28 protein-coding genes and 1 tRNA gene are annotated in these 20,657 nt (G+C 58.1%); 14 read left to right on the top strand and 15 right to left on the bottom strand.

Annotation, left to right across the window (positions count from 1 at the left end; translation table 11 throughout):
* Nucleotides 1-3: 3 nt before the first annotated feature.
* Together ACR0FE_RS19935 and ACR0FE_RS19930 are read right to left on the bottom strand one after the other, a co-directional pair.
* Nucleotides 4-1,137, bottom strand: a complete 1,134-nt coding sequence (locus ACR0FE_RS19935; protein WP_170616605.1) for a polysaccharide biosynthesis/export family protein — start codon at nt 1,135-1,137, stop codon at nt 4-6.
* Between the two features lie 80 nt (nt 1,138-1,217).
* The gene (locus ACR0FE_RS19930; protein WP_480914830.1) at nt 1,218-2,513 is read right to left on the bottom strand and encodes a capsule biosynthesis protein; all 1,296 of its coding nucleotides are present in this window, start codon (nt 2,511-2,513) and stop codon (nt 1,218-1,220) included.
* Between the two features lie 141 nt (nt 2,514-2,654).
* Here ACR0FE_RS19930 and ACR0FE_RS19925 point away from each other — a divergent pair, with 141 nt between their 5' ends.
* The 5 genes from ACR0FE_RS19925 to ACR0FE_RS19905 all read left to right on the top strand — a co-directional run bounded on the left by ACR0FE_RS19925 (nt 2,655) and on the right by ACR0FE_RS19905 (nt 5,877).
* Entirely contained in the window at nt 2,655-3,242 is a 588-nt protein-coding gene (locus ACR0FE_RS19925) for a riboflavin synthase (protein WP_480489658.1), read from the top strand.
* Nucleotides 3,243-3,357: 115 nt separating this feature from the next.
* The gene (gene ribB, locus ACR0FE_RS19920; RefSeq protein ID WP_480489659.1) at nt 3,358-4,479 is read left to right on the top strand and encodes a 3,4-dihydroxy-2-butanone-4-phosphate synthase; all 1,122 of its coding nucleotides are present in this window, start codon (nt 3,358-3,360) and stop codon (nt 4,477-4,479) included.
* Between the two features lie 2 nt (nt 4,480-4,481).
* The gene (locus tag ACR0FE_RS19915; RefSeq protein ID WP_480811343.1) at nt 4,482-5,033 is read left to right on the top strand and encodes a 6,7-dimethyl-8-ribityllumazine synthase; all 552 of its coding nucleotides are present in this window, start codon (nt 4,482-4,484) and stop codon (nt 5,031-5,033) included.
* A complete protein-coding gene (gene nusB, locus ACR0FE_RS19910) occupies nt 5,030-5,512 on the top strand; it encodes a transcription antitermination factor NusB (RefSeq protein ID WP_170616592.1) in 483 nt (160 codons plus the stop codon). Before ACR0FE_RS19915 ends, nusB begins: the two co-directional genes overlap by 4 nt.
* Before the next feature lie 59 nt (nt 5,513-5,571).
* Nucleotides 5,572-5,877 carry a hypothetical protein gene (locus ACR0FE_RS19905; RefSeq protein ID WP_170616590.1) on the top strand — a complete coding sequence of 102 codons (306 nt, stop codon included), beginning with the start codon at nt 5,572-5,574 and terminating at the stop codon, nt 5,875-5,877.
* Nucleotides 5,878-6,092: 215 nt separating this feature from the next.
* Here the strand turns inward: ACR0FE_RS19905 and ACR0FE_RS19900 are convergent, their stop codons facing one another.
* Entirely contained in the window at nt 6,093-6,518 is a 426-nt protein-coding gene (locus ACR0FE_RS19900) for an SRPBCC family protein (RefSeq protein WP_480914828.1), read from the bottom strand.
* A complete protein-coding gene (locus tag ACR0FE_RS19895) occupies nt 6,515-6,835 on the bottom strand; it encodes an ArsR/SmtB family transcription factor (protein WP_480914826.1) in 321 nt (106 codons plus the stop codon). Before ACR0FE_RS19895 ends, ACR0FE_RS19900 begins: the two co-directional genes overlap by 4 nt.
* A gap of 113 nt (nt 6,836-6,948) precedes the next feature.
* Here ACR0FE_RS19895 and ACR0FE_RS19890 point away from each other — a divergent pair, with 113 nt between their 5' ends.
* Nucleotides 6,949-7,380 (top strand): MmcB family DNA repair protein, encoded by a 432-nt coding sequence (locus ACR0FE_RS19890; protein WP_480489663.1) that lies wholly within the window; start codon nt 6,949-6,951, stop codon nt 7,378-7,380.
* Between the two features lie 4 nt (nt 7,381-7,384).
* Here the strand turns inward: ACR0FE_RS19890 and ACR0FE_RS19885 are convergent, their stop codons facing one another.
* The gene (locus ACR0FE_RS19885; protein WP_170616580.1) at nt 7,385-7,573 is read right to left on the bottom strand and encodes a DUF6324 family protein; all 189 of its coding nucleotides are present in this window, start codon (nt 7,571-7,573) and stop codon (nt 7,385-7,387) included.
* Nucleotides 7,574-7,650: 77 nt separating this feature from the next.
* On the opposite strand from ACR0FE_RS19885, the gene ACR0FE_RS19880 reads away from it, so the two are divergent.
* A complete protein-coding gene (locus ACR0FE_RS19880) occupies nt 7,651-8,133 on the top strand; it encodes an N-acetyltransferase family protein (protein ID WP_480914823.1) in 483 nt (160 codons plus the stop codon).
* A gap of 47 nt (nt 8,134-8,180) precedes the next feature.
* Nucleotides 8,181-8,257, top strand: a tRNA-His gene (locus tag ACR0FE_RS19875).
* Between the two features lie 113 nt (nt 8,258-8,370).
* On the opposite strand, the gene ACR0FE_RS19870 is transcribed toward ACR0FE_RS19875, so the two are convergent.
* The 8 genes from ACR0FE_RS19870 to ACR0FE_RS19835 form a co-directional block, all read right to left on the bottom strand.
* Nucleotides 8,371-9,177 (bottom strand): ABC transporter permease, encoded by an 807-nt coding sequence (locus ACR0FE_RS19870; protein WP_480914821.1) that lies wholly within the window; start codon nt 9,175-9,177, stop codon nt 8,371-8,373.
* On the bottom strand, nt 9,174-10,061 hold the full coding sequence (locus ACR0FE_RS19865) for an ABC transporter permease subunit (protein WP_170616573.1): 888 nt from the start codon (nt 10,059-10,061) through the stop codon (nt 9,174-9,176). Before ACR0FE_RS19865 ends, ACR0FE_RS19870 begins: the two co-directional genes overlap by 4 nt.
* Before the next feature lie 82 nt (nt 10,062-10,143).
* On the bottom strand, nt 10,144-10,893 hold the full coding sequence (locus ACR0FE_RS19860) for a transporter substrate-binding domain-containing protein (protein WP_170616571.1): 750 nt from the start codon (nt 10,891-10,893) through the stop codon (nt 10,144-10,146).
* Between the two features lie 33 nt (nt 10,894-10,926).
* A complete protein-coding gene (locus tag ACR0FE_RS19855; protein WP_170616569.1) occupies nt 10,927-11,703 on the bottom strand; it encodes an ATP-binding cassette domain-containing protein in 777 nt (258 codons plus the stop codon).
* Nucleotides 11,704-11,828: 125 nt separating this feature from the next.
* On the bottom strand, nt 11,829-12,581 hold the full coding sequence (locus ACR0FE_RS19850) for a PhnD/SsuA/transferrin family substrate-binding protein (RefSeq protein WP_170616567.1): 753 nt from the start codon (nt 12,579-12,581) through the stop codon (nt 11,829-11,831).
* The gene (locus tag ACR0FE_RS19845) at nt 12,578-13,015 is read right to left on the bottom strand and encodes a tellurite resistance TerB family protein (RefSeq protein WP_170616564.1); all 438 of its coding nucleotides are present in this window, start codon (nt 13,013-13,015) and stop codon (nt 12,578-12,580) included. The genes ACR0FE_RS19850 and ACR0FE_RS19845 overlap by 4 nt, the downstream gene beginning before the upstream one ends.
* 20 nt (nt 13,016-13,035) lie before the next feature.
* Nucleotides 13,036-13,485, bottom strand: a complete 450-nt coding sequence (locus ACR0FE_RS19840; RefSeq protein WP_170616560.1) for a tellurite resistance TerB family protein — start codon at nt 13,483-13,485, stop codon at nt 13,036-13,038.
* Nucleotides 13,486-13,527: 42 nt separating this feature from the next.
* The gene (locus ACR0FE_RS19835; protein ID WP_170677578.1) at nt 13,528-13,821 is read right to left on the bottom strand and encodes a DUF1330 domain-containing protein; all 294 of its coding nucleotides are present in this window, start codon (nt 13,819-13,821) and stop codon (nt 13,528-13,530) included.
* Nucleotides 13,822-14,085: 264 nt separating this feature from the next.
* Here ACR0FE_RS19835 and ACR0FE_RS19830 point away from each other — a divergent pair, with 264 nt between their 5' ends.
* Nucleotides 14,086-14,883, top strand: a complete 798-nt coding sequence (locus ACR0FE_RS19830) for a peptidoglycan-binding protein (protein ID WP_170616555.1) — start codon at nt 14,086-14,088, stop codon at nt 14,881-14,883.
* Nucleotides 14,884-14,930: 47 nt separating this feature from the next.
* On the opposite strand, the gene ACR0FE_RS19825 is transcribed toward ACR0FE_RS19830, so the two are convergent.
* Nucleotides 14,931-16,574: a CTP synthase gene (locus ACR0FE_RS19825; protein ID WP_480914819.1), complete on the bottom strand. Its 1,644-nt coding sequence runs from the start codon at nt 16,572-16,574 to the stop codon at nt 14,931-14,933.
* Nucleotides 16,575-16,734: 160 nt separating this feature from the next.
* A complete protein-coding gene (gene secG, locus ACR0FE_RS19820) occupies nt 16,735-17,100 on the bottom strand; it encodes a preprotein translocase subunit SecG (RefSeq protein ID WP_170616550.1) in 366 nt (121 codons plus the stop codon).
* A 150-nt stretch (nt 17,101-17,250) separates the two neighbouring features.
* On the opposite strand from secG, the gene nthA reads away from it, so the two are divergent.
* The 5 genes from nthA (at nt 17,251) to ACR0FE_RS19795 (ending at nt 20,621) form a co-directional block, all read left to right on the top strand.
* Entirely contained in the window at nt 17,251-17,865 is a 615-nt protein-coding gene (nthA, locus tag ACR0FE_RS19815) for a nitrile hydratase subunit alpha (protein ID WP_170616548.1), read from the top strand.
* Complete coding sequence (gene nthB, locus ACR0FE_RS19810) at nt 17,862-18,539, top strand: nitrile hydratase subunit beta (protein ID WP_170616546.1); 678 nt, start codon at nt 17,862-17,864, stop codon at nt 18,537-18,539. Before nthA ends, nthB begins: the two co-directional genes overlap by 4 nt.
* The gene (locus tag ACR0FE_RS19805; RefSeq protein WP_170616543.1) at nt 18,536-18,865 is read left to right on the top strand and encodes a nitrile hydratase accessory protein; all 330 of its coding nucleotides are present in this window, start codon (nt 18,536-18,538) and stop codon (nt 18,863-18,865) included. Before nthB ends, ACR0FE_RS19805 begins: the two co-directional genes overlap by 4 nt.
* A 218-nt stretch (nt 18,866-19,083) precedes the next feature.
* Entirely contained in the window at nt 19,084-20,379 is a 1,296-nt protein-coding gene (locus ACR0FE_RS19800) for an adenylosuccinate synthase (RefSeq protein ID WP_170616541.1), read from the top strand.
* Nucleotides 20,379-20,621: a DUF2842 domain-containing protein gene (locus ACR0FE_RS19795; RefSeq protein ID WP_170806099.1), complete on the top strand. Its 243-nt coding sequence runs from the start codon at nt 20,379-20,381 to the stop codon at nt 20,619-20,621. The genes ACR0FE_RS19800 and ACR0FE_RS19795 overlap by 1 nt, the downstream gene beginning before the upstream one ends.
* The last annotated feature ends 36 nt before the right edge of the window (nt 20,622-20,657 follow it).

Genomic DNA, 20,657 nt, shown 5'->3' with positions numbered 1-20,657 from the left:
ACATCAGTAGCCGGTCAGTGTTGCGACATTGGCGATCGGGGTCAGGCCACCCGCAATCAACGAAATAGACTTACTCCATTGCGCATAGGGCGCTTCGGTCACGTAAATCGTGTCATCGTCGCGGATCACGAAGTCCCGCGCAATGAACAGGCCGTTCGGAGCCGTCAGATTAAGCAGATAGATCAACCTTTGATCCCCTTGCAGATCTGCCCGGCCCATCACATTGCGCGCCACATCCTGACGTTCTTTGCGAAGAACGAAGATGCCGGTAGGGTCCGACGACAGCGACTGAAGACCGCCAACCTGCGCCAGGGCTTCCAGCGCGGACAGGTCCTGACTGTCAAATGCAACGCGGGATTGCCCTCCGGTTGCACCCAGCGCGATATAGGAGCGGCTGTCTTCTTCAACCAGAATGCGGTCGCCACCGCGCAGGGCGACGTCCAGCTTGGGGTTGCGGAACAGATCATCGTACCAGATTGTCCCGCGCTGATCGCCACGGATCAGCGTGACTAGCGCAATGTCGGACGAGACAGTGACGCCGCCGGCCTGCGCCAGCATCCCGGACAATGAGCGAGTCGGGCGCTGGATCGCGTAGATCCCCGGTGCGCCAATGGTTCCGGTCAGGGACACGGTCGAGCCGTCACCGGCAGCACGACGAACTTCGACCTGCGGATCCGGGGTCTGGTCCTGCAGTTTGCTGGTGATCAGGGTGCGCAACTCTTCCGGTGTGTTGCCGGCAGCCCGCAAACGACCGGCATAGGGAACAAAGATGAAGCCTTCGCTGTCGACCTGAACTTCGTCGAGTGTCGTGGCCGGTCCCGTCTCGCTGGCCAACAAGCCGTCATCCACGTTTTCCCAGATTGTCAGCCCCAGAACATCGCCGGGGCGAACGGTGTCTGCGGTCAGGTTCGGGGCAGTGCTGAAGGCGGCAGAGAAGCCGTATTGGGGCACGGCAGATGTTGCCTTGGCGACGCGGTCATCCACTTCCACGACAAATGCATTCCCGCCATTCTGCACAGAACCTGCAAGGATTTCAGATTTGTTCGGGCCGGATTTAGGAAGCTGGCACGCAGCCAGAAAGCCGCAAGCCGCCACGAGAGTTACCCCCCGTATCCACCGGATTGGAAAGCGCTTCACTGCCGATATACCTCAATTATCTTTCTTTCTGCGCAGGCTACCCGCAATGTGGTGTGACTTCCAGAAACAACCGTCCAGATTCACTGAACGATTCTCAACTGTGGCGTCAGCGCCGCTTTGCCTGACAGAACTGTTTGATATGGATCTTGCGGCCGCAACATCATGTCGACAGCCCGTCGCAACAATTGCCGCCGCCCCCGGCGTGAATAGAACCCACCGGGCACCTGGCTGGTTTCCAGAAGAAACCGGCGATAGATCCGATAGGCGCCGCTGTCAGGGGCGACCGGGTTCGCGAAGAATGCAGTCAGGGCCTGCCCGGAAACGAATTCGGGTTTGTCATAGACGGACTTGCCGAAAATTCTCAGGGGAATGCCGCGCCACAATACCTGCTGGCCGGCGGTCGAATTTATCGTGACCGCAGAATTCGCGTCATCCAGAAGTCCGGCAAGCTTGCCACCAGGAACATAGTAGACGCGATCGTCAATCCCGTACCGGGACGACAGTTCACGAACGCGTCGTCGCAATGGTTCGCGATGATTTTCCAGCGGATGTTCCTTGATCACCAGCCGATGATGCCTTGGCGCGCCCTTTGCGAAACCTTCGAGAATTTGATCCAGAAAATCGCTCATGCAGGAATACCCGGAATGCGCCTGAACCGAGCTGTCATGACCCAGTTGCAGCAGGACCATGTGATAGGGGTGACCGCCCAGCCGAACGTGGGTCGTTGCCCAGATCCGCTGTAGCCGGTGAAATGGCATCAGGGACAAACGTTTGAAGTACAACCGAAATTCCTTCGATACCGGCAGGTCCCGATGAGGTCTGAAATTGCGATAGCGGCGGTTCAGGAACAGTACAAACCAGTGATACAGGGCACCGTAAAAGATATGTTGCCTCATATCGCCCCAATGGGACGGTGGTGGTGATTGCGTGTCCGACTGGGCCAGGGCCTGCTGCATTTGGTCAACGTTCAGGTCCATCAGCCGGGAATTTCCGTTCGAGCCCGTGCGTTCATATGTGACCCACCAGGGGCGCAGATAGCCTTCTTCGAACACGTGGACGGTGATGCCCCTTTCCCTTGCGATTTCGACTGCCTGAGCATGGATCGGACGCGTGTCGCCATAGAGTACGATGTCTGTGATATCGAGGTCGTTGATCAACCCGGTCAGGGTTTCCGGCCAATGCTCTGGTTTGTCCAGGAACGGAATGTAGGTTGTGCGATCAAACCAGAACGCGTGGTCGCCGGCATTGAAGCCGACGCGCCAGACCTGCGCGCCGGATGCGCGCAACATGCGCCCAAGGGCGTTGAAAAACGGGCCATGAGGTCCCTGCAGAAACAGGAACACACGGCGATCCGGGGCATGGGGCAGGTGGGTCATCGGGACTGCTGTATTCGTATTAATTGTCAAAACTATGCCCGTTTGGCGATTTCCCGGCAAGCCGGGGCTTGCCCGGGAAGCCGCTTGGGCTTACCTCGGCTGTGGAAGCGAGACACAGGTTAGGAACTGAGGGTTAACAGAATGTTCACAGGGATCGTCACCGATGTTGGCACTGTCACCGAGCTGGAACAGCAAGGCGATCTGCGGGCCCGGATCAGCACCGGCTATGATACTGCGGGCATCGATCTTGGCGCTTCGATTGCCAGCGACGGGGTCTGCCTGACCGTTATCGCGCTGGGCGATGACTGGTACGATGTGCAGATCAGTGCTGAAACCGTGTCAAAAACCAACCTCGACGCCTGGCAGGTTGGCAAGCGTGTCAACCTTGAACGCGCCTTGAAGGTTGGAGACGAACTGGGCGGGCATATCGTCTCGGGCCACGTGGACGGGGTCGCTGAGGTGGTTGGCATTGAAGACGAGGGCGACAGCACCCGTGTCACACTGCGCGCACCCGAGCATTTGGCCAAGTTCATTGCGCCCAAGGGATCGGTTGCTCTGAACGGCACCTCGCTGACTGTCAACGCGGTGGAAGGTTGCGACTTTGGGATCAACTTCATCCCGCACACCAAGGAGGTCACGACCTGGGGTGATGTTCGAATGGGCGACCGCGTCAATCTCGAGATCGACACGTTGGCCCGATATGTTGCGCGGCTGGCGGAAATGTCCTGAACTTTAAGGCCCAACAACGCCGCGTTCTAGTCCGCTGACGCCGCATGTGGTCTGGCCTTTGGGCGAATGGTGGTCTATCCAGCCGCTCATACGTGCTCTTGCGAAAGGCTGCCCCATGAGCTTTGAAACCCCCGGCCCGGTCGAGGCCCAGTTGCGTGACGCGATAAGTCCGATCGAAGAAATCATCGATGAGGCGCGCAAAGGCCGGATGTATATTCTGGTCGATCACGAAGATCGCGAGAACGAAGGCGATCTGGTCATCGCCGCCGAATTCGCGGATGCCGAGGCAATCAATTTCATGGCCACCCACGGGCGCGGCCTGATCTGCCTGCCGATGACCGCCGAACGGGTCGACGCGCTGGGCCTGCCGATGATGGCGGTGAACAACTCGTCCCGGCATGAAACCGCCTTCACCGTGTCGATCGAGGCGCGTGAAGGTGTATCAACCGGTATTTCCGCAGCTGACCGCGCACTAACTGTGTCGACCGCAATCAATGAGCAGAACACGATGGCGCAAATCGCCACTCCCGGTCACATCTTCCCGCTGCGGGCCAAGCGGGGCGGGGTGCTGGTGCGTGCCGGTCATACCGAGGCTGCCGTGGACATTTCGCGTCTGGCGGGGCTGAACCCCTCGGGCGTGATCTGCGAGATCATGAAACCGGACGGCACCATGGCACGCCTGCCTGATCTAGTCGCCTTTGCTAAAGAGCACAACATGAAGATCGGTACGATCAGCGATCTGATCGCGTACCGGTCACGCAATGACAACCTGGTGGTCGAAACCTCACGCGAAATGGTGATGTCGGAATATGGCGGCGAGTGGGAGATGCGCCTGTTCACGGACCAGACCCACGGTATTGAACATGTGGTCATGACCAAGGGCGACATTACCACGCCCGAGCCTGTCCTGACCCGAACCCACGCCCTGCACGAAGCGCCGGACATCCTGGGCCTAGGTCCGAAATCGTCGCGGGAACTGCCCCGCGCGATGGAAAAAATCGCCGAGGAAGGGCGTGGGGTCGTGTGCCTGTTCCGCCAGCCGCGCAACTCGCTGTATGCGGCCGAGGACGAAGGCCCGCGCACCATCAAGCAAACCGGTCTGGGCGCTCAGATTCTGTCCAAAATGGGCGTTCAGCAACTGGTGTTGCTGACGGACTCGCCGGAAACCGTTTATCTGGGGCTCGATGCGTTTGGCCTGTCCATCGTCGGCACCCGCTCCATACTCAAGGATGACTGATCGTGGCTGAACAAGACAAACATGGCGTTCTGCCGACGCCGACATTCGATGAACCGGTGAAACTGCTGATCGTGGCCGCGCCTTTCTATCGCGCGATTGCCGACAACCTGATCGCCGGAGCCAAGGCCGAGATCAAAGCGGCAGGTGGCACTTGCGAGGTTGTCGAGGTGCCCGGTGCGCTGGAAATCCCAACCGCCATCGCCATGGCCGATCGTCAGTGCAATTATGACGGCTATGTCGCGCTGGGCTGTGTTATCCGCGGTGAGACCACGCATTACGAAACGGTATGCAACGATTCCAGCCGGGCCATTCAGCTCATGGGCTTGCAGGGCTTGTGCATCGGTAACGGTATCCTGACTGTCGAAAATGACGATCAGGCAGAAGTCCGCGCAAACCCTGAAAAGATGAATAAAGGTGGCGGAGCGGCCGCTGCGGCCTTGCATCTGATCGCGCTCAGCCGTAAGTGGGGCTCTTCCAAAAAGGGCGTCGGCTTCAAGCCGCCGTCCGAGTCCATCCTTGTGGCGGGCGACAGCAACGGACCCACGACAGCATGACCCAGACAGACGCGCCGAAACCGGCCAACCAGAAACGCTTGATGAAATCCGCCGCCCGGCTTTACGCTGTGCAGGCGTTGTTCCAGATGGAGCAGTCGGGACAAACGACCGAACAGGTTGTTAATGAGTTTCTGGATCACCGGTTTGGCGCAGTTTACGAGGGCGAAGAAATGCTGGATGGCGACATCAGCGTTTTTCGAAAGCTCGTGGATGACGCCGTGAACTATCAGGCGCCGATCGACCAGATGACCGATCGCGCATTGGTCGCGAAATGGCCCATCGCGCGCATCGACCCAACTTTGCGTGCAACCTTCCGCGCCGCAGGCGCCGAACTGACCCAAAGCGACACGCCGCCCAAAGTGGTAATCACCGAATTCGTCGATGTAGCACGGGCCTTTTTCCCGGAAGGCAAGGAGCCGAAATTCGTGAACGCCGTTCTGGATCACATGGCGCGTGAGGCCAAGCCCGAGGCGTTCTGACGCCTTTACCGGCGACCGACAAGCGCTAGACTGAATGTCAGAGCGCAAGGAGGCCCGCCATGCCCAAACTGATACGGTTGTACATCACTCAGGTTGCCTGGGGATTTGTCATCTCGGCGGCTTTCGTTACGGTGCTTTTGGTTTTCAACGTCGCCAATCTGCGCAATCTGATCACCGGGTCGGAACTTGGCCTGATTGCATTGCTGATGATCTGGTTCATGAATGGAATCGTTTTTGCCGGGGTGCAATTTGCCTATGCCGTCATGAGCATGGCGGAAAAGCCGCAGGGGCCACGCCGGGGAACCCCGGTTGTCCACAAATTTGAACCCGCCTTGGTGAAGCAGGAAACTGGCGCAGAGCGCTGATTTTTTAGCGGAAAATGTGGCGGGACCACCAGTCAACCGTGCGGTGTGATTCCCGAGGACCTGTATGTACAGGTGGGCGCCGGGTAATCAGGCCAGGACCTGAACAGAGCCAGCCCCCTCGGAATTGCTTAAGGCCACCAGAATGCTACCAGTCACAAGAAGGGCAGAACCCGCCACGCGCCTAAGTAGGGGTTGCAGCGGGTTTGCACAAGGGGTCAGGCATCAACTGTTTCGTGCAATGCGGTGCGCATCTTGCCGAAATGTTCATCCCAACCGTTATCCAGCGCCAGGATCAGGCCGAAGGCCTCGGCGCCCTGTGGCAGGCCTTCGTGCAGCAGGCCAAGCTTCGTGCCCCCGGCAACGGGTTCCAGGGTCCATTTTACTATACTGACGGCGTCTCCCATCGGCTTCACGGTGAACGTGTATTCAAGGTATTCGAAAGGGCGTGCCTTTTTGACTTCACCCCAGATCAGCAGATCGCCGCTGGTGGTTCCAAACATCTCCAGCTTGCCGCCCTCGGTCAGGGGGTGTTTGGGTTTGTGAAACCACTCTGCCAAGCGGTCAGGGTCGGTCAGATAAGCCCAAACCGTTTCAGGTTCGGCACGCAGGAAGATTGTTTTCTGCAAAACAGCGTTGGTCATTTCTTTTTCCCTTTAATAGCTTCCTTCAGATTGTTCAGACGGTCATCCCAGAACTGATCAAAATAGCTGAACCAGTCCAGAACGGGTGCCATGCCTTGGGGTTCCAGGCGGTTGATGCGCTCTCGCCCGCGAGCCTCGACCGTAATCAGACCGCCATCGGACAGAACGGTCAGGTGTTTCTTGACGGCAGCTCGGGTCATGTCGAACCGGTCCGTCAACTGGCCTATCGTCAGATCCTCCGATGCCAGCATTCTTACAATGTCTCTGCGGGTAGGGTCGGCCAGCGCCCGGAATGCAAATTGTGTTTGTGTGTTCATTGGTCACCTCAAAGAGATACCGATTGGTATCACGTTATTATGATACTGAATGGTATCATGTCAACATGTTTGAGGGGCTTGATATTTGTTCATGAATTGTTCACATATTTTGAATGACACTGGAAATGCAGCCCGGCCAGAAACTGGCCCGCGGGGTTTCACGCCACCTTCTGACCCACGGGTATGTTTCAATTGAAGAATTTGTTCCCGCGCGTGGATTGCGGGTGGACGTGATGGGGCTTGGCCCTAAGGGCGAGCTTTGGGTTGTGGAATGCAAATCCAGTTGGGTGGACTATCAGTCAGATTCCAAGTGGCACGGCTACCTGGAGTGGTGCGACCGTTTCTTTTGGGCCGTCGATACCGAATTCCCGACCGAGATGCTGCCGCCGGAAACCGGCCTGATCATTGCCGATGCCTATGATGCAGAAATCGTCCGAATGGCGCCAGAGGACAAGGTTGCCCCGGCGCGGAGAAAAAAGATGATCCAGAAATTTGCCATGGACAGCGCCCGCAGGCTGAACGCTTTTCGCGACCCCAGGCTGTAAAGGCTCAGCCCTGAACCGCGCGGGCAGCCTGTGCTGCGGCCAGAATTTCTTCCGCGATTTCTTCAGCTTCTTCCGGGTCAAAATCCATCGGAATCTCGACGCCATCGGCTTCGATGAACAGGCGGACCATGCCGTGATCGGTCGGACCGATCTGCAGGTTAGCCTGAATGTCGCGTTCGGTATTGATGCCCATAAGTGCCTCCGGGACTGAGCATTCGTGCTAGCGCGCAAAGGGTTGAGAATCAAGTCGCCTTTGCGGTCAGATGGCTTATGAAAGATGCGCTTCTCAGACCGTTTCGATCCGACGATGCATCGTGGCTGGTTGACCAACACGACCGTCTCTACACGCGCGACGAAGGCTTTGACCACACATTTGCGCCGCTTGTTGCCAGTATTCTGGACGCATTTACCGCATCGCATGATCCGGCCAGGGAACGCGGCTGGATTGTTGAACAGGCGGGCGAAAGGCTGGGCAGTATTTTCTGCGTCTCGCTGGACCGCGACACGGCAAAGCTGCGGCTGTTTCTGCTTGTGCCGCAGGCAAGAGGGCAGGGGCTGGGCAAGCGGCTACTCGACACCTGCACGAGCTTTGCGCGCACTGCCGGTTACAAGGAAATGGTCTTATGGACGCATGAAAGCCACAAGGCCGCGTGCGCGCTTTACAAGGCGAACGGTTGGCAGCTGACGGGCAGCAAACCGGTGCAGTCATTCGGCGTCGATCTGGTTGAACAAAGCTGGAGAATTCAGCTTTAATCCTCTTGCAATCCCGCTGCGCGTTCGGTACATCGCCCCTCACGAGTGCCGCCTTAGCTCAGTTGGTTAGAGCGCTGGATTGTGGATCCAGAGGTCCCCTGTTCAAGCCAGGGAGGCGGTACCACTTCTCCCCTTTTTCTCAGGTACGGATTTTCGCAACCTAACCCGCATTGGGCTAGGTCAAAAAGACGTTCGGGCCTGGTTGTTCAAACCCGGTTATTGATTCAAAAGCGTTTGTTAACGCGCCAGATTCAGGCGAAGCCGCATTTTGGACCGTTTGGCCTGCGGCAGGTGCCGGTTCAGGTGCTTGTTCACCCTGCCGAACCCCCAGACGATCACCAGTGTTAGCAGGATGAAATAAAAGGCCAGAATCGGATAGGGAACAAACGGGTTGAACGTTTTGTCCGCAAAATAGCTGGCGTAGTACAACGCGTCTCCGCGTTGTTGCCAGGCCGGGAAGGCCGAGAAGAACACGAGCGTCGTTGCGTGGAACAAAAAGATCGCTTCGTTTGTATAGGCCGGCCATGCAAGGCGTAGCATTGTCGGCCAGACAACGCGGCGGAAACGGGACCACCCGGTCAGACCGTAAGCGTCGGCCGCCTCGATATCGCCCTTTGGGATCGAGCGCAGGGCGCCATAGAAGATTTCGCCCGTATAAGCGGCTGTGTTCAGCAACAGAACGATCAGCGCCCCAAGCCATGCCGAGGTCAAGGCATCAAACATAGGGTAGGATTTCTTCAGGGACAGGAAGAAGAAATAGGCAAAGAAGAACTGGATGAACAGCGGCGATCCCCGGAAGATGAAGATGAACCACTCAGACGGTTTGCGCAGCCATTTGTTGGTGGAAGACTTGCCGACGGCCAGTGCGGTGGCCAGAAAGAACCCGGTCGCCAGCGCCATCAGGCCGAAATAGACGTTCCAGATCATCCCCGATCCGATCAGGGTGAACTGTTCGCACAAGGTAAAATCGTTGCGCGGCAGCAGGCGCTCGCCGAGGCCGATGGAACGCAGGGCATAGTCCTGGATGGTTTGCAGGCAGCTCATGCGGTGGTCTCCTTGCGCAGCAATTCTCCGCCGGATGTTGCCTGACCGTGCGACAGTCGCCGCATCAGTCGTTCAAGCCCGATTTCGGATACTCGGGTCATGCCCAGATAGAAAAGCAGGAGGAACAGGAAATACCACATGCGCCAGTCACCATGCGGGTATTGCGTGAATTTCGACGTCTTGGTGCCGCCCAGTTCGCGCGCCCAGTAGACGATATCCTCAATCCCCAGCAGGAACAGCAGGGGCGTAGCCTTGATCAGCACCATCCACAGGTTCGACAAGCCAGGCAGGGCATAGACCCACATTTGCGGAACAAGGACGCGCCAGAAGGTCTGGCGGCGGGTCATGCCATAGGCCTCGGCTGTCTCAAGCTGGGCGTGCGGCACGGCGCGCATCCCCCCAAACAGAACGTTGGCGGCAAATGCACCGAATACGATCGAGAATGTGATGATGGCCAGAAAAAACCCATAGGTTTCATGCACCCATTCCGGCGAAGTGCCCAACGGCAGCTTGGCAGCCTGACAGACGATGAAATCGTTGCCCTGTCGAATCGGATCGGTCCAGTCGGGGCAGAAGACCTTGTGGCGGGTCCATTCGAATGCCTGATCCAGTGCAATCACGAAGAACAGGAAAAACGCGATGTCGGGTACGCCCCGAACGATGGCGATATACCCCTTGCCCAGCCAGCTGAGCGGTGGGAAATGTGACCGGGCGGCCATGGCTCCAGCGAAACCAAAGCTAAGCGCGACAGGGGCGGTTACGGCCAAAAGGGCCAGTACCTTGACGAACGAAAGATAAAACGACCAATGCACGCCATTGGTCAGATAGCAGGAAAACCAGCGGAAAGTGCCGAGCGTGTCGGGATCGGTACAGTAGGAGAACATAAGGCGTCTTTCGAACGTCGGATCCGGCGCGGGGCCAAGACAGGTTCGGCGCCAAGAGGCGCCGAACCATCAGACAGAGTTTTTAGTTGGTAACGACCGAGCCGTCCGCGTTGTACGTCGGAACGCCTTCGCCGAACCACTTGATGATCAGCTCGTTCAGGCTGCCATCCGCCTTCATCGAAGTAATGGCTTCGTCGAACTTGCCGCGCAGCTCGCCGTCGGATTCACGGATACCGAGACCGATGCCGCCGCCAAGCGGAACATCGTCGCCGACAAATACCAGTTCACCGCTGGATTCTTCGACGATCGGCACCAGGAAGTCCTTGTCTGCAAATACCGCGTCAGCCTCGCCGTTGCGAACCGCAGCGATGGTTTCTTCAGGGGTTGCAAACTCGACGAGGGTTGCGCCGGACTCGGCCACGTGGCCGGCCTGGATCGTTGCGGTTTGTGCCGCAACGATGCCGCTGCTTACGTCAACACCTTCGGATGCCCCGACATAAGCCGATGCCGCCGGAGGGAAGTAGTTCTGGGTGAAGTCGATAACCTCATCACGCTCATCGGTGATCGACATGCCCGCGATGATGGTGTCGTAGTTGCCCGAAACCAGGTTCGGAATGATCGAATCCCAGTCGTTCTTGACCCATTCGCATTCCAGACCGGCGCGCTTACACAGTTCATCGCCGACTTCGCGCTCGAACCCGTCGATCTCGCCGGAGTCATTGATGAAGTTATACGGAGGGTAGGCGCCCTCGGTCCCCATGCGGACGGTGTCGGCCATTGCCATGCCTGCGGTCAGCGCCAGTGCTGCAGTGGTCAGAATCAGGTTTTTCATTGGTTACTCCCCATTAGTGATTCTATCGATCAGTTAAGCCGCCTTGGTGGCGGAGAGAAAGCCCCGAAGCCGTTCGGATTCCGGGGTGGTAAAGATATCTTCGGGCAGGCCTTCTTCTTCGATAAGGCCCTGATGAAGAAAGACAACGTGGCTGGAGATGTCAGCAGCCATCTTCATGTCGTGGGTTACGATGATCATGGTGCGGCCCTCGGCGGCCAGATCCTTGATCACCTTGATGACTTCCTGCTCCAATTCGGGGTCCAATGCCGAAGTGGGTTCGTCAAACAGCAGCGCCTCGGGTTCCATGCACAGCCCGCGCGCGATAGCTGCGCGCTGTTGCTGACCGCCCGACAGTTGCGCCGGATAGACGTCACATTTGTCGCCGATACCCACTTTTTCCAGGTATTTGCGCGCGCTGTCTTCAACCTCGGCCTTGTTGCGGCCCAGAACGGTTACGGGTGCTTCCATCACGTTTTGCAGAATGGTCATGTGGGACCAAAGGTTGAACTGCTGGAATACCATCGACAGGTTGGTCCGGATGCGCAGGACCTGTTTGGGGTCTGCGGGCCGGCGATGATGGCTGTCACCACTCCAGCGAACTGGCTCACCCTTGAACAGGATTTCGCCCTCCTGACTGTCTTCCAGGAGGTTGCAGCACCGCAGCAGGGTCGACTTTCCGGAACCGGAGGATCCGATGAGCGATACAACGTCCCCGCGCCTGGCTGTAATATCCACCCCCTTCAGCACCTCCAGATGCCCGAAGCTTTTGTGAAGGTTCTTGATCTCGATAACGGGAGTGGAATCTGTCACGGGTCGTCCAGTTGTTGTGAGTGTTAGTGCGGTAATAGGGCGCAAAATGTTGGGCAATGCAATGCGCAAATAACATGTTCCCATCGGGAAACGACCAAATTGAACAATTCAGCTGTTCAATTTGTTCAGTCGTGCGACCCGAACGCTTGCGGGGCCGGGGGCGTGGAAACCGCCAGGTAGCGCTCGGCCGGGATGTCGACCAAACCGTTGATGTGCAGTGCCTGGCGGTCGGCATCTGACAAACGGTTAATGGCCCTTCTGACGGCCCCGGCGATGCGACCGGCGTCTTGCCCAAGGGCAGTTATGTAGGGCAGCGTCGGTGTCGGTTCCGTTCTCGCGACTTCGCGCAGTTGCGATCCCAGTTCTGTGTGTTCCCTGAGCAGCGTCCAGGTCAGCAGGTCGAGCGAGGCATAGTCGGCCCGTTCGTCCGCGACCGCGTTGGCGGAGCGCGCGTGGCCGCCGGTTTCAAGCAACTCACCCGGGCGCAGGCCCAAAGCGGATAGATGAGTAACAGGTGCGGACCACCCAGATTGGGACAACGCCTCGTTATAGGCGAAGATGCCGGTCGCCAATTCGGACAAAGGGCGTGTGTCATCGGTGCGGGCCACAAACACGGAGCAGTAATAGCCGGTTGGGCAGTCGGGCAGGCCATAATCGGGCGTGCCGACCAGTTGCACTTTTCCGTGCAGGCTTGTGCGGTAGGGCATTCCGCAGGTTTGCGACAAAACCAGATCGGGGTCTTGCCAGACCTCCCAGAAATCCTGGTCTCGGGTCAGGTGCGTCGGGCCGAACCCAAGTTCCGCACGAATCAAGCTCCAGAACCGGTCATTGGCCGCGTGAAGCGCGGGCATGTCGTACATGCCCAGCATCGCCGTCACGATTTGGCAGCCTTTTGTCTGGCTAGCGCGGAGTCCACGTCGCTGACACCCAGAAGACTGACCACTAATCGCAGAAGCGAATCCTCTTCTCCCGAGCGCTGCCCATCGGCAAGAGCCACAGACCACATTGCCTGAACGACGGCCAGCCGGTCGTCATAGGCGACGGCTTCCTTGATGGCGCGGGTAAAGCGCACGGTGTCGGGTGCCTCGCTTTCAAGGTCTTCCGCGCGGGCACGAAGACCGGCGGCCTCGAAAGGGGACAGGCCGTAGCGTTCCGCCGAAATCCGGTCGATCCGCGCCATTTCAGAGTCTGCATAGTCGTTGTCGGACCGCGCGATACGAACCAGCAAGGCGGTCAGCGCCAATCGGGCATCGTCTTCGGCAAGCGGGTCGGGCTGAGGCTGGGAAAGCCGTGACAGAAAATCCTTGAACATGAGAGAGATATAGATCCGGTTTATTCAGCTTCCAAGCGTGACAGCACCCGTTCGCGGGCAATCTGGCTGTCCTTGAAGCTAAGGCCCATGGCAATCCGGGCCTCTTCCACGATTTTCATTTCACCTTCGTCAGAGTTGCCATCGGCCAGCACGATCTCCCACAAGGCATCCAAAGCCGCCAACCGTTCTTTCAGGTCTGTTGTTTCGCGGATCAGCTTGCCGAATGTGTCGGTGTCGGGGGCCGCCGCGTGCAGCTTTTCGCAAGTTGCCCGCACTTTTGCAGCCTCGATCGCGTTGTGCTGGTAGAGGCGGGCCAAAATCCTGTCGATCAGGCTGATTTCTTCAAGCTTATAATCCCGATCCGCCTGTGCCACCCGCACCATCAAGGCCCCAAGAGCCAGTTCGGCATCCGGGTCGGGCAGGGTCGTCTGCTGGGGTGGGCGAAAGGCCTGAAAAAGCTTTTTTAGCATGAGCGCAGCTTATCCCATATTTTGTAGGTCGCCAAGCGTGGACTACCCGTCATAGCCCTGAACAATCACCAGATCGCTGGTCGCGACCGGGTCACGCAAAGCCTTGGCACGTTGATAGGCGTCGCTATCATAACAGGCCAGCGCGTCCTCATAACTTGGAAATTCAATCACGACCGTACGCGACCGCGAGGTGCCTTCCTTGATTTCGTATTCACCACCGCGGACCATGAACTTTGCCCCATAGGCGTGAAAAGGTTCGGCGTTTGCCGCAATGTAGTTTTTGTAGGTTTCAATGTCGTCCACATCGACGTGAGCGATCCAGTATCCTTTGGTCATAACTTGCCCTCTGATTCACGCTAAACGTGGCCTGATTGTGTGGCACATGGCAATCCCGCAAATGACGAAAACCACCCTTCGGAGTTTATTTGCCGGATTTGCCCGATTTGCGGAAATCGTGTATGCATAATGATGCATTAGACAAAGCAATTTTCGCCTCACGTATTCAGCGGAGCGTTGCTACGATTAAGTCTCTTTTTGAGAAACTGGCGCGGGCCGGACACGCTTTGATGTTGTGAGATGCGGTATTTCAGGAGGTCAGAAATGGTTAAGCCCAAGAAAGTTGTCGACATACCGAAAAAGATCAACAAAGGGCTAAGCTCTGCCAAGCGGTCCACAATGTTGGCTATCCTTGGCATGCCGCGGCCTGTGCTGGACAACAAGTGCCGAGGGATTGCAGGAAACGACAAGCTCAAATCGCTGATGGTCACAGACGACGTGGGGCCGTTCAAAGCGACCGGCCTGAAACCCGCTATTGCTTCGCTGCGCGGCGTTATGGCGGATGTGAAAGATGCTCATCCAGAAGTGTTCAAAACCCTTGGGAGTTCGGGGATGCTGTGTGTCCGAAAAATCAAGAACAGCAACAATCCGTCCAATCATTCATGGGGTTGCGCAATCGACATCAATATCGAAGGTGCATTGGATGGTATCGGTGTCAAAGGGGGAACCGCTGGTAAGGACGGCAAGACACTGGCGGGCCTTGCCGCGATGGCACCGTTTTTCAACGCGGCTGGCTGGTTCTGGGGCGTGGGTTTCAGCAGTTTTGAAGATGGAATGCACTTCGAGATTGCCGACGAGACCATACGCAAGTGGCACAAGGACGGTGTTTTGGGAGAAGCGATTTCAAACCGGACCGTCCCCAACGCAAACCTTTCCATTGGCGATATCGGGGCCGAAGTTCAGGAACTGCAAAAGCGGCTGGCGGAATTGGGCTACGACATTATTGCGGATGGTGAATTCGGCCAGATCACGCATGCAATTGTGATTGATTTCCAGGCAGAAAACGGTCTGGAACCAGACGGGATCGTCGGGCCCAAGACCCGCAAAGCACTGAAGCTCTGAATGGTGCAGTAGCCGGGCGCTGTTCAGCGCCCGGTCAGTCTGTTGTGTCAGACCAGGCGCGACGTTTCCTTGGCCGCGCGCACGAAATCGCGGAACAGCGGATGCGGGTCAAACGGCTTGGATTTGAGTTCCGGGTGGTATTGCACCCCGATGAACCACGGGTGATCCGACCATTCGACAATTTCCGGAAGACGGCCGTCAGGTGACATGCCCGAGAAGTTCAGGCCCGCCTTTTCAAGCTTGTCCCGGTACTTGATGTCCACTTCATAGCGGTGCCGGTGGCGTTCCTCGATATTGGTGTTGCCGTAGACCTCGGCCACTTTCGATCCTTCGGCCAGCACTGCGTTGTATGCGCCCAGACGCATGGTGCCGCCTTTGTCGTCACCGACTTTGCGTTCGATCTTGTGGTTGCCCTGCACCCACTCTTTCAGGTGGTAAACCACGGGTTCAAAACGTTTCTTCCCGGCCTCGTGGTCGAATTCCTCAGAGCCCGCCTCGGTGATGCCGGCGGCGTTCCGCGCCGCTTCGATGACGGCCATCTGCATGCCCAGACAAATACCCAGATAGGGCACCTTGTGCTCGCGGGCATATTGCGCGGCCTTGATCTTGCCTTCTGTCCCGCGCTCTCCAAATCCGCCGGGGACAAGGATGGCATGGTAACCTTCCAGATAGGGCGCGGCATCCTCGGTGTCGAAGATTTCCGCATCAACCCATTCAATCTTCACCTTCACCCGGTTCGCCATTCCGCCATGGGTTAATGCTTCGGCGATGGACTTATAGGCATCTTCCAACTGAGTGTACTTGCCGACGATGGCGACCTTCACTTCACCTTCGGCGTTGTGGATGCGATCGCTGACATCTTCCCATTTCGCGAGATCCGGTTTGGGGGCCGGGCTGATCTGGAACGCATCCAGAACGGCCTGATCCAGCCCTTCATGGTGATAGGCCAATGGCGCGTCGTAGATCGTGGACAGGTCTTGCGCCGCGATCACGCTGTCCGAGCGCACGTTGCAGAACAGGGCCAGTTTCTCGCGCTCTTTTTGGGGGATCGGACCTTCGGAGCGGCAGACCAGAATGTCGGGGGCCAGCCCGATGGAACGCAGTTCCTTCACCGAGTGCTGGGTTGGCTTTGTTTTCAGCTCACCCGAGGCCTTTATATAGGGCAGCAGCGTCAGGTGCATAAAAATGCACTGGCCGCGTGGTTTGTCCTGGCTAAACTGGCGGATGGCTTCAAAGAAGGGCAGGCCTTCGATGTCACCAACGGTACCACCGATTTCGCACAGCATGAAATCGACCTCATCCTCGCCGATGGCGATGAAATCCTTGATTTCGTTGGTAACGTGCGGGATCACCTGAATGGTCTTGCCAAGGTAGTCGCCACGGCGCTCTCTCTCGAGCACATTGGAATAAATTCGCCCCGAACTGACCGAGTCGGTTTTTCGGGCGGCAACACCGGTGAAACGCTCATAGTGACCAAGATCCAGATCGGTTTCGGCCCCGTCATCGGTGACGAAAACTTCGCCATGTTCAAACGGCGACATCGTGCCGGGATCGACGTTCAGATAGGGATCCAGCTTGCGCAGACGCACCGAATATCCCCGGGCCTGCAACAGCGCGCCCAAGGCCGCCGACGCCAGTCCTTTGCCCAAGGACGAAACCACACCACCAGTGATGAAAATAAATCGCGCCATGTTTTTTCGGCTGCTCCCGTGAGACGTCAAAATCAGCTGCCCGGCGGTTCCGAAAAACCGCTGCATCACGGGACTTCACGTATAAAGGATTCGCGCCAATAGCGCAAGAGAACCGCAAGATGCTGTTGCAGTTCTCTTTCAGGTTTCTAGGTCTAGTGAATCAATCGGCTTGCGGAATCAGCGGCGCGTTGTCGCCCTGCGCCGGTGGCAGAAGATCATCCGCCGACGGAACCGCTGGTGTGCTGTCTTCTGTTGCGGCCGGTGCCGGAACGCCCAGACGATCGATCACCGAACTGCCCGAGGATTTCTGAGCCGCCAGAATGGTCAGCGTGATCGAGGTTACGATAAAGCATGCCGCCAGGATCCATGTCAGCTTGCCCAGCGCGGTTGCAGCCGCACGACCGGTCATGGCGCCACCACCACCCCCGCCCATGCCAAGGCCGCCGCCTTCGGACCGCTGCATCAGGACGACGGCGATCAGGCCCAGAGCCAAAAGAAGATGGATGATGAGAACGACGTTTTCCATGGTGGTCCTGTACAGCGTGGCGTGTATCGCGTGGTATCTATGCAAGTTTGATGCTGGGGGCAAGGGAGGAGTTGGCATCAAGAACCCTGATGCCTCAGATCACGTCAAAGGGACTGGACAGCATGGCTTTTCCTCGCGCAGGCTGCGGCCATGCCACATGATGATCACGATCACCCGCACGCCCTTTTGCCGCCCGAACCCGCGCTTCGCGTTAAGGCACTTGAGACGATTCTGACACGCAAGGGTTTGATTGATCCAGCCGCGCTGGATGAGATCATAGATACGTATCAGAATAGGATCGGCCCTCAGAATGGTGCCCGCGTTGTCGCCAAGGCGTGGAGCGATCCGGCCTTCAAGGCCGCGTTGCTGGAAGATGCCACGCCGGTTGTTGCCGAACTGGGATACTACGGGCGGCAGGGTGAACATATGGTGGTGGTGGAAAACACGCCCGATCAGCACAATATGGTCGTCTGTACATTGTGCAGCTGTTACCCTTGGCCGCTGCTTGGAATACCGCCGGGCTGGTACAAGTCGGATGCCTACCGGGCGCGTGCAGTGCGAGAACCTCGCAAGGTACTGGCAGATTTTGGCGTGACGCTGCCCGATAACACATCGGTCCGGGTTTGGGATTCCACGGCCGAGGTTCGATACCTTGTACTGCCGATGCGTCCGCAGGGAACGGAGGGGTTAGGCGAAGACGAACTCGCCACGCTTGTCACGCGGGACAGTATGATCGGGACCGGATTGCCGAAGGTGCCGGCATGACTCGCGTGCACGACATGGGTGGACGTTTCGGCGACGGACCGGTTCGCCCCGAGCCCGAGGACGGCCCTGTATTTCCCGAAGACTGGCACGCCCGGGCGCTGGCGCTGACCCTGGCAGCCGGATCACTGGGACAGTGGAACATCGACATTTCCCGCCACGCACGGGAACGCCTGTCGCCCAAGGATTACACCCGGTTCTCGTACTATGAAAAGTGGATCTCCGCCCTTGCCGATTTGTTGGTGGAGCGCGGCATCCTGACGCCTGATGACCTGCAGGGGAACCCGTCTGAAAGCCCACATCCGTTGGCAGGCAAGGCCATGAAGGCCGAAGCAGTGGCCCGTGTACTATCCAGTGGTGGTCCCGCCGATCGTCCGTCGGATATTCCGGCCAGGTTCGTGGCAGGCCAGGACGTCGTTACCTCGCATCTGGCGGCCAATCGTCTTGTGGACGGCGGTCACACGCGTCTGCCCATCTATGCCGCCGGTGCAAAGGGGCGCATTCTGAGACTGCACGGAACGCATGTTTTTCCCGATTCAAACGCACACGGTCTGGGAGAAGCCCCTGAACCGCTTTACGCAGTGGTCTTCCCCGCATCTGAACTCTGGGCCAACCCGGAACACCCGAGGGATGAGGTGGTTTTGGACGTCTGGCAGAGCCATCTGGAACCCGCATGAGCACCTGTCTGACACATTCGGCACCTCAGCCCGTTTTTGACCAGCCATGGCACGCACAGGTCTTTGCGATAACCATGGCCCTGAACGAAACCGGTCGGTTCGGTTGGTCAGATTGGGTCGCCAGGTTTTCGGCGACCTTAAGAAAACATGGGCTGAGCAAAGAGTTGGATGGCGGAGATGATTATTTTCACGCCTGGCTCGAAACGCTGGAGGCGCTGTTGGCAGAGCATGGTGATGCTGCCCCGGATGAACTCCTGTTGCTGCGACACGCTTGGGAAGACGCCTATCTGACGACGCCTCATGGTGAGCCCGTTTGCCTCAGGTAAGGGTGAGGGGGCGCTGCCCCCGCCGCCCACCGGGCGACTCCCCCGGGATATTTCGGGCCAGATGAACAAGGGATCCGGACTTCATCTGGCCCAAAAATATCCCCGCCGGAGGCATCGCGCGCAGCGCGATTTGCGGATGCGTCGAATTACCTGTTTCCCTGCTGCTGTCACCTCGCTATACGAGCCGGGTTTGATAAATCAGCACAAAAGGACCTGGTATGGCCAATGTGGTTGTTGTCGGAGCCCAGTGGGGCGACGAGGGAAAAGGCAAGATCGTCGACTGGCTCAGCGAACGGGCGGACGTGATCGCGCGTTTTCAGGGCGGGCATAACGCCGGTCATACTTTGGTTATCGATGGCGAAGTCTACAAGCTTCATGCGCTGCCATCCGGTGTTGTGCGCGGCGGCAAGCTGAGTGTCATCGGCAATGGCGTGGTTCTGGATCCGTGGCATCTGGTCAAGGAGATCGAAACGGTCCGGGCACAGGGTGTCGATATCACGCCCGATACACTGATGATCGCAGAAAACACACCGCTGATCCTGCCGATTCACGGCGAACTGGACCGCGCGCGCGAAGAGGCTGCAAGCAAGGGTACCAAGATCGGCACAACCGGGCGCGGCATCGGGCCGGCATATGAAGACAAGGTCGGTCGCCGTTCGGTCCGTGTAGCGGACCTGGCGGACGAGGCAACTCTTGAAGCTCGGGTTGACCGGGCGTTGCAGCATCACGACCCGCTGCGCAAAGGCTTAGGGATCGAGCCGGTCGATCGCGACGGTCTGATCGCGCAGCTCAAGGAGATTGCGTCGCAGATTCTGCCGTTTGCCGCCCCGGTCTGGAAGGTGCTGAATGAAAAGCGCAAAGCGGGCAAACGTATTCTGTTCGAAGGGGCGCAGGGCGCCTTGCTGGACATTGATTTCGGAACCTATCCCTTTGTGACCTCGTCCAACGTGATCGCAGGGCAGGCTGCAACCGGGGTCGGCATCGGCCCCGGGTCCATCGATTTTGTGCTGGGTATCGTCAAAGCCTATACGACGCGCGTGGGCGAGGGGCCGTTCCCCACGGAACTGGAGGATGATGACGGTCAGCGCCTTGGTGAGCGTGGTCACGAATTCGGCACGACCACTGGTCGTAAGCGCCGGTGCGGTTGGTTTGACGCCTGCCTGGTGCGCCAGACCTGCGCGACCAGCGGTGTGAACGGTATTTCGCTGACCAAGCTGGATGTTCTGGATGGTTTCGAGACGCTCAAGATTTGCGTGGGTTACGAACTGGATGGCGAGCGCCTGGATTATCTGCCCACGGCGGCAGATCAGCAGGCGCGCTGCAAGCCGATTTATGAGGAAATGCAGGGTTGGAGTGAATCGACCGAAGGCGCGCGCAGTTGGGCGGACTTGCCAGCCAACGCGATCAAATACGTTCGCCGTGTCGAAGAACTGATCGAATGCCCTGTCGCCCTGTTGTCCACCAGCCCGGAGCGGGAAGACACCATTCTGGTGACAGACCCGTTTGCCGACTGATGAGCGACGAACAAAAAACCGGCCTGAGCTACAAGGCGCGCCGCCGCTGGTCGCTGATTATTCTGCTGGTTGGCTTGCCCGTTTACGTCGTTGCCGTGGTGACGGTTGTGAACTGGCTGGATCGCCCGCCAATCTGGCTGGAACTGCTGGTCTACATCGTGCTTGGCATCTTGTGGGCATTGCCGTTCAAGTTCGTTTTCCGTGGTGTTGGCAAAGAAGACCCTGACCAGGGATCACGTTAGCCACGCTCGCGAAAGCGAGTGTGTTGGAACGACGGA

The organism is Ruegeria sp. K7, from assembly GCF_056531785.1.
The sequence above is the reverse complement of the archived record's forward strand: the minus strand, read 5'-3'. Positions and strand labels throughout refer to the sequence as shown.

Coding starts and splice junctions, on each gene's coding strand:
- ACR0FE_RS19900 (WP_480914828.1), bottom strand. CDS start 6,518: ATGACCAACGCTGTTTTGCAGAAAACAATCTTCCTGCGTGCCGAACCT.
- ACR0FE_RS19845 (WP_170616564.1), bottom strand. CDS start 13,015: ATGTTCAAGGATTTTCTGTCACGGCTTTCCCAGCCTCAGCCCGACCCG.
- ACR0FE_RS19805 (WP_170616543.1), top strand. CDS start 18,536: ATGAGCACCTGTCTGACACATTCGGCACCTCAGCCCGTTTTTGACCAG.
- ACR0FE_RS19895 (WP_480914826.1), bottom strand. CDS start 6,835: ATGAACACACAAACACAATTTGCATTCCGGGCGCTGGCCGACCCTACC.
- ACR0FE_RS19905 (WP_170616590.1), top strand. CDS start 5,572: ATGCCCAAACTGATACGGTTGTACATCACTCAGGTTGCCTGGGGATTT.
- ACR0FE_RS19795 (WP_170806099.1), top strand. CDS start 20,379: ATGAGCGACGAACAAAAAACCGGCCTGAGCTACAAGGCGCGCCGCCGC.
- ACR0FE_RS19840 (WP_170616560.1), bottom strand. CDS start 13,485: ATGCTAAAAAAGCTTTTTCAGGCCTTTCGCCCACCCCAGCAGACGACC.
- nthA (WP_170616548.1), top strand. CDS start 17,251: ATGCCACATGATGATCACGATCACCCGCACGCCCTTTTGCCGCCCGAA.
- ACR0FE_RS19800 (WP_170616541.1), top strand. CDS start 19,084: ATGGCCAATGTGGTTGTTGTCGGAGCCCAGTGGGGCGACGAGGGAAAA.
- ACR0FE_RS19880 (WP_480914823.1), top strand. CDS start 7,651: ATGAAAGATGCGCTTCTCAGACCGTTTCGATCCGACGATGCATCGTGG.
- ACR0FE_RS19865 (WP_170616573.1), bottom strand. CDS start 10,061: ATGTTCTCCTACTGTACCGATCCCGACACGCTCGGCACTTTCCGCTGG.
- ACR0FE_RS19890 (WP_480489663.1), top strand. CDS start 6,949: ATGACACTGGAAATGCAGCCCGGCCAGAAACTGGCCCGCGGGGTTTCA.
- nusB (WP_170616592.1), top strand. CDS start 5,030: ATGACCCAGACAGACGCGCCGAAACCGGCCAACCAGAAACGCTTGATG.
- ACR0FE_RS19825 (WP_480914819.1), bottom strand. CDS start 16,574: ATGGCGCGATTTATTTTCATCACTGGTGGTGTGGTTTCGTCCTTGGGC.
- ACR0FE_RS19885 (WP_170616580.1), bottom strand. CDS start 7,573: ATGGGCATCAATACCGAACGCGACATTCAGGCTAACCTGCAGATCGGT.
- ACR0FE_RS19830 (WP_170616555.1), top strand. CDS start 14,086: ATGGTTAAGCCCAAGAAAGTTGTCGACATACCGAAAAAGATCAACAAA.
- ACR0FE_RS19860 (WP_170616571.1), bottom strand. CDS start 10,893: ATGAAAAACCTGATTCTGACCACTGCAGCACTGGCGCTGACCGCAGGC.
- ribB (WP_480489659.1), top strand. CDS start 3,358: ATGAGCTTTGAAACCCCCGGCCCGGTCGAGGCCCAGTTGCGTGACGCG.
- ACR0FE_RS19930 (WP_480914830.1), bottom strand. CDS start 2,513: ATGACCCACCTGCCCCATGCCCCGGATCGCCGTGTGTTCCTGTTTCTG.
- ACR0FE_RS19835 (WP_170677578.1), bottom strand. CDS start 13,821: ATGACCAAAGGATACTGGATCGCTCACGTCGATGTGGACGACATTGAA.
- secG (WP_170616550.1), bottom strand. CDS start 17,100: ATGGAAAACGTCGTTCTCATCATCCATCTTCTTTTGGCTCTGGGCCTG.
- nthB (WP_170616546.1), top strand. CDS start 17,862: ATGACTCGCGTGCACGACATGGGTGGACGTTTCGGCGACGGACCGGTT.
- ACR0FE_RS19870 (WP_480914821.1), bottom strand. CDS start 9,177: ATGAGCTGCCTGCAAACCATCCAGGACTATGCCCTGCGTTCCATCGGC.
- ACR0FE_RS19925 (WP_480489658.1), top strand. CDS start 2,655: ATGTTCACAGGGATCGTCACCGATGTTGGCACTGTCACCGAGCTGGAA.